The organism is Planctopirus hydrillae (assembly GCF_001707835.1).
Classification (GTDB): Bacteria; Planctomycetota; Planctomycetia; order Planctomycetales; family Planctomycetaceae; genus Planctopirus; species Planctopirus hydrillae.
The window spans coordinates 1-5,000 of record NZ_LYDR01000027.1 but is presented as its reverse complement, the minus strand read 5'-3'; the positions used below and the strand labels follow the sequence as shown (position 1 = coordinate 5,000).

Genomic DNA, 5,000 nt, shown 5'->3' with positions numbered 1-5,000 from the left:
AGGGATCATGGCTTCGGACCAAAGGCGTCTGTATCTGGTTGATCAGTTGAGTTTTAGCTCGCCGCGTGGTGCAGCCTCCCAGCAGTTTCGTCAGTTCGGTGAAGCGAGGCTGGTCGGCCGCGCGACGAATCGACTGGTGGCCCTGGATCTTTGGGCACAAAATGATGCGCAGCGGGTTGCCTGGGCGATTGGTGGCAAATCCAGCGATGCCTCCTCAACCAAAGATTCTCAAGTTGCGACCGAGTCGATCACTAATGAATTTGACGGACATTACTTTCTCGGGGCCCCGGTGATCACACCAAGTGAAATGCTGGTACTGACTGAATTTGATCGGCAGATCATTCTGAACAGTATCGATCCCGTGACGGGTCACAGACTCTGGAAGCAACCACTGGCATTTGCCGATCAGCTCGTGAGCGAAGAGCGAGACCGCTTTTTTCAGGCCTGCCTGCCTGCTGTCAGTGGAGGGATTGCTGTCTGCCCCACTCGGACGGGGGTGATTGTCGCTTTCGATTTGGCGACACATCAACTGCTGTGGCATGCGAGGGAATACGAAGCGAATGCCGAAGTGAACGGTCGCTTCGGGAATTCTGCCAGCCACCGCCGTGGTGCCAGAGGCATGTTGGATGGCCCGCTGATTTCCGGCGATCGTGTGGTCTGCCTCCCGGACACGTCGGATTTTATCCGCTGTTTCCGACTGGAGACTGGTGAAGTTTTATGGGCCAAACATCGGATGGATGCGGAGTACATCGGAGCTATCGATGGTCAGGTTGTGCTGGTCGTCGGCAGGCAGCAGACTCGCGGTCTGAGTCTGAATGACGGGAGCGAACTCTGGAAGGTGAATACGGGTTTACCCAGTGGCACTGGAGTTCTCCTGGGAGATCGATATGTCTTGCCGCTGGATGATGGGCGGTTTGGTACATTTGAAATTGGTACAGGAGTTTATCGCACTCACAATCTGCAAGAAGATGATTCCAGCTTAGGGAATCTGATTCCTGCAGGAGATCTGGTTTTATCCATTGGTCTGAAGGAGTTGAAAGCTTTCCCACAGGCTCAGGCGAGGCTTTCGGCTTTAGACCGAGAGTCGCAAGAGGCTGTCAGCAATAATGCAGAAAGAGACCTCGAACGAGCGGAACTGGAGGCAGTTCTCGGCCGGGCAGATCGAGTGGAAGCGGCTGTCATGCTGGCCTTGCGGGGTTCGCTCTCAACAGTCAGTCGCGAGCGAGCTCAAAGACTCTTAAGAAGCACGTTGAGCCAGCAATTGTACGAAGGCAAGCGAAGCTCCAAAGAGATTCTCGCTTTGTTGCGTCCACTGGCATTATCGCCCAGTGATCGACTCCATGACGTGGCGTGGCTTTCCAAGATCAGCCTCGATGAAGGGGACCGCCAGACGCTCGAGCAGGCTCTCGAGATCCTCATGAACCTTCCTGAGGAGGCACTGACGTTAGCCCCGGGCGAGAATGTCCTGCAGGTCTCTTCCACAGCCTGGCTGCAGCGATTGGCAGAAGTCATTTCGGGAACTGGCGAATCCCGAACAAGTTTAAAAAGCCCGGTACTTCAAGCCATGCTTTCGGAATGTCTCGATCGCTGGGCACCAAAGGCCACTGATGCCGCTTCGATCGATTTTTCCCGAAGATGGCTGGCCATTGCCGGAGAACATACCGAACGCGCCAAGGTGGTTGCTCAATTGGCAGATCGACTGATGATTCAGGGAGATCTGCATGCTGCCGAATGTCTATTGAAAGCCGAGTTCACTCAGCATGCGACAGCAGTCAATGCTCGTCACTTATCAAGTCTGTACGAATTGGCCGGGTATCCCGCGAGTGCGAGGCAAATTGAAAGGCAGTTCTCGCAGACTGGCGATGCATTGCGCAAGCCGCTGAAAAATGTCGCTTTGTCAGCAGAAACATCGATCAAAGATGCGAATGATCAGGAAGTACGAATCTCCGTCCGAAACGGACAGGGGCTGGGGAGTGCTCAACTGGAATGGAACGGGCTCCCTGCCAGTGTGAACTCGCCTCAATATGAGGTGCTGAAGAGCCCGTATCTGGAAAATCGCCGCCGCTCATTTCCTCCTGCCGGCTTTCCTGTGGATTCATTGGTGACCGGTGATGAACAGGCATCGCGGCTAATGCTGTTTGATAAATCCACTGGTGGAAATTCCCGCTGGACAACGATCGAAGGACGTTACAGTGCTCCTTCGGCTGGAAGCCAGGCGTTTTATGGTCACACCGCGACGATGGCCTGGCCGGGGGGAATTTCGCTCTTATCGTTGCTGCAGCAGGGTGACGACGGGCTGGTGTGGAAATGCCGCCTGCCTGATCGAAAAGGGCAGAGTGTCACCCCGGCTTATGGACCGGCGGGCGCTTCGTTTTTGACAATTCAAAGCCAGCAGCGTCTGTATATGATCGATCCGGCAACTGGTCTGGTCACTTGGCGTCGAGACGATCTGGAGCCTTTGAGTGGCCTGCAAGCTGATTTGAGCAGCGGGATCTTTGGCGATGATCGAGTGCTCGTCGTTCGCGGGACAGATCGACTCAGTTATACGCTCCTGGAGACGGCAACAGGCCAGAAACTGGAGACTGGTCGTATTGAACAGGAGTTGAGGCAACCTTCGTTTCTCTTCGGACGCAAACTGTTTTGTGTGGTCAGTACCAGAGAGCAGGGGACATGGTTGAGATTGTGGGATCCGATCGGTCAACAGATTCAGATTAACGAGCCAGCCGGCGAACGTGTGCTGTTCAATCGGATTGGCGAACATGAAATTGCTTTGATCAATGCCCAGAAAGAACTCAAAATCTACGATGTTCGCGGCCCTGTGCTGAAAAGCACAATTCCTCTCAGCAAAGGCGAGTTTGAAGGGATTGTGCAGATCCGCGGATTTGTGGATCGAGAACGCTATTACGTCAATTTTGGCCGCAGCATGATCGTGGTGACTTCGCTGCACCACAACAATCAGATGAACGATGGCTACATTCCTGCCATTGGTCTGAGAGACGATCTCATGGCGATTGATCGACAAACGGGGGAGAGTCTCTGGGTCAGAGCTGTTCCCAATCGATCGGTACTGAACCCTCCCGAAATGCCAGACGATCTGCTCGTCCTGGCGAGTCGAGTTCGTGACCGGGATGATGGAAATCTGGAGTGGCTGCTGGTGGAAGTTCTGGATGCAAGAACCGGAGCAACACTGGCCATTAAAGACAATATCCGTCTGAAGTTCGGGATATTCTTGCCGGATCGAAACGGCGGAAGTTCGGAAAATGATCGGCTGATAACCTCTTTCCATCACGTCGATCAGCAGAAGTTAACGCTCTACGGGGTCGATAAGACCATCGAGATTGATTACCGGCGGTTGAAAGCGAATGCGTCAGAAAGTCTGTTGCCCAGTCGATGATCTCGTCTCGTGAGTTTTCTTTTGTCTCGAGTTGATCCTGTTCTCGGGCGCGTCGCTTTCGATATGCTTGACCTGTGCTCATGGGCTGATGTAGCCTTACGGACATGCGGGTGTAGTTCAATGGTAGAATGAAAGCTTCCCAAGCTTTAGGTGAGGGTTCGATTCCCTTCACCCGCTTTTTCGGTCGATGCCGTGCTTTGCGGCGGTTTTTGATTTTATGGAACATCGACCATCTGGCCCGAGTTATCGTTCTGAGCCAGTTATTTCACTGAACCAGTTCTTTCGCTGAACCAGTGTCTCTGTGGCGGCCCCGCTGATGTGAGTGGCTCAGCAGCGACGATTCAGTTCGATAGTCGGTGGAACAAGACACGCTTTTCACGTGAGTTTTGATCCTCAGCCCTCCCGGGCATGCCACTCAACTTTTGATGGCATGGGAACAGATCGCAGGTACATGCTGCTCTCGGCTGTCATCGCGACCGGAGAAAACCAGTCCGCAAGTTGGACGTCGCTTCTGTTTATGATGAGATGCTTGAGGAAGCCCGGTTTCTAAGGATCGTTGGTCGTCAATCATTGCAAAATTGCCAAAAACCCGCATGATACAACAAGATATTCTTGCTCGTTGATTTGAGAGGGTTGTTTATGATTCGCCCCTTGAGACTCCTGTTGCTGGCCACCTTCTGTGCGACCAGTTCCCTGGCCTGGGCTGCGGAAGAGACCGTATTCGTCGAAGCCGAAAGTTTTCGCGAACCGGGCGGGTGGTCGCTCGATACTCAGTTCATTACGGAGATGGGATCACCCTATCTGTTGGCACATGGGTTGGGAAATCCTGTTGCAGATGCCACAACGACCTTCAAGGTGACTGAAGGTGGGAAGTATCGTGTCTATGTGCGAACGAAAGACTGGGTGGCCCGCTGGAAAGCCGCTGGCAAACCGGGCCGGTTTCAATTGCTGATTGATGGCCAACCTTTAGCCACTGAGTTTGGAACAGAATCAGCAAACTGGTTCTGGCATCCAGGTGGGGAAGTCGAACTCAAACCTGGTGAACATCGTTTGGCGCTGCATGATTTGACTGGTTTTGATGGTCGCTGCGATGCGATCGTATTGACGAAATCCTCTCAGGCTCCACCTGCCGCAGCGAAAGAATTAGCAGCCTATCGTGCCAAAGGTCTAGGGCTCAGTGAAACCCCAACGATTAAGAAGGGTTACGACCTTGTCGTTGTCGGTGGCGGTTATGCAGGGATCGGTGCCGCACTTTCGGCAGCTCGGATGGGTTGTAAAGTCGCTCTGATCCAGGACCGTGGTGTGCTGGGCGGAAATGGATCGAGTGAAGTTCGTGTCTGGTCGATGGGTCTGATTCGCCGGGGCAAATATCCCCGAGTGGGCGAAATCGTCGAAGAGTTCTGCGATCACGCGAAGAAATCGCCCGGCACCGCAGAAGAATTCGAAGACGCAAAGAAAGAACGAATTGTCAGTGCAGAAGACAAGATCGATCTTTTTCTCCACACCTTTGCCAATGGGGTCAAAAAATCTCAGCCAGCACGGATCGGCTCTCATCGCTGCGACTGGAGTTCATCATGTTCCTGAAAACTAGCCCCTACAGCCTTCG

General features: G+C 53.4%; 1 protein-coding gene, 1 tRNA gene and 1 pseudogene (1 of these 3 running past the window's edge). All 3 read left to right on the top strand.

Annotated elements, in window-relative coordinates:
• Nucleotides 1-3,394 carry the 3' portion of an outer membrane protein assembly factor BamB family protein gene (locus tag A6X21_RS23545; RefSeq protein WP_165603655.1) on the top strand. It extends 980 nt beyond the left edge of the window, so only the last 3,394 of its 4,374 coding nucleotides appear in the window; the start codon falls outside the window, past its left edge; its stop codon occupies nt 3,392-3,394.
• Nucleotides 3,395-3,500: 106 nt separating this feature from the next.
• Nucleotides 3,501-3,571: transfer RNA gene (locus tag A6X21_RS01675), tRNA-Gly, on the top strand.
• Nucleotides 3,572-4,033: 462 nt separating this feature from the next.
• Nucleotides 4,034-4,918 (top strand): annotated as a pseudogene (locus tag A6X21_RS01670) (FAD-dependent oxidoreductase); the annotation flags it as partial.
• Nucleotides 4,919-5,000 lie beyond the last annotated feature (82 nt).